This window comes from Paenisporosarcina sp. P5_A11 (assembly GCF_056400705.1).
On the sequence record NZ_JBFUKT010000318.1, the window covers coordinates 1 to 1842 of the forward strand.

Consider the following 1842-nt stretch of genomic DNA (forward strand, 5'->3'; position numbering starts at 1 on the left):
TTTTCTTTTGGTTTTTTATTTTTTGGAGCATCAGGTCCTACTCGTAAGAAGTTCTTTTCAATGAAGCGAACATCTTTTTCGTCAACAATACCGTCTTGATTTAAGTCTTCTTTCTTATGATCCTTTCCGTAAAAAGCAACCACCTGGATGACATCAGAAATATCAATCATTTTATCGCCATTCACATCTCCCGCAGCAGCTGTAGGCTGCTTAGACGCAGCGAATAAATACTTTCCAATATCCTCGCCCCAAGTCGTTTTTGTACCTAAATTCACTTTTTGAATGCTCTTTAAATGTCCAGGAGCATCAACAACGATATCGTATGGTTCTTTTGATAACGGAATATTTTTCACACTGAAATATCCTTGTGCATCGTCAACTGTTCCTGGATATTTCACTCCGTTAGAATCCTGCGCGTATACTTTTACTCCAACCTTAGTTAAATCTTTAGTCGATTGACCGCTGAATCCTTCAAGGCGCAAATATGAATCTACATAGGAATGCTTCGGTATAATTTTATAGCTGTCAATTTGGTTGAACAGAGTCATTTTTGTTGGTTCAGACTCTCCAAACTTCGTGTAGCTGAAGTCTTTCGTATTTTCTTCTCCGTCCATTGTATCTGCAAGAATATAGAAATGATCGTCTACTAGCTTAAACGTTACATCAAGGAACGGGCTGTCCCCGCTAAATCCTTGGAATCCATTTCCGTTTATATGAGCTCCTACGTTAACGCTCTTTTTAGACCAGGTATAAACTGGGTGCTCCTTTACGACTGGTTGGTCTACGGTTACAGTTAAGCCTTTATCTTGAGCATATTGTTGGAACTCTTTATTCACTTTTACATCTAAAAATTCAAAATTCTTATAAAAACCAAGATCGTACGTACCTGACATAAGTTTCTCAACATTGTTCAAACTTAAAGTCATTGTTAACGTATCGTTTTTATACACTTTTTCTTTATCGTAGGTTGGCACTACATAAGGCGTACCGTCCTTTACAAAGGCATAAGGATAGAAATCATTTAATAAATGGGCGTTTGTAGCCTTATCCATTGGGAATAAAACAACGGTTGCCGGCCCATTCTCAATGTCTTCCTTCTCAATACCAAATTTCACGTCTCCGTTTGCTTCAACAGGAAAATCTCCATTAGGGAAAATTTTCTGATTAAAATAATACCAAAGGGTGTTCGAAGACTGTGTCATGCCAAGTGGTGCTAATAGATTTGCACCTTCATCATATAGATTTGCATGAACCCAAAATGCGTTATGAGCTTCACCGTTAAGTGTTTCTTGTGTAAAATCTGAATCTTTTAACTCGTACACCTTACCTGGAGCTTTATCTTTAAAGGTAAGCTTAGGTAATGTATTGTCAATAACAAATATTTGCTCTTTCTCGTAAGTTTTACCGTCTGCATCTACTGCTCTAAACTTCAGTGTATATTGACCTTCTGCTAATACTGATTGTGGTAGGTTACTATCCGTTATCTCATCTTTTGGATCTCCAATAAACGGATAGTAAGAAGCGCTATATTGTACAAATAAATCTTGGTCTATCGGTGCTGTTTCAGCATTGATAGGGCTTGGACTTGTGCTACCTAGTGCACGACCGTCTTTGTTATAGATAATCGCTCGAACATTTTTCATCGGGTTATTTACTTTGAATTTCAAATATCTCGTAGGACCCGCCATAAATGGATGTGCAGGATTCCATAACACTTTGCTGAGGGCTGGATTATCCGTTTCAATGCTTTCAATCCCTTTATCAACTGCACGAACAGCGAACGGCACACGATAGCTTTCTTGTGGATTTGCATGATTGACAATATTCACATAACCTTCGTAT

General features: G+C 38.0%; 1 pseudogene. It reads right to left on the bottom strand.

Annotation, left to right across the window (positions count from 1 at the left end):
- Window positions 1–1842: pseudogene (locus tag AC1DOS_RS19865) on the bottom strand (S8 family serine peptidase); the annotation flags it as partial.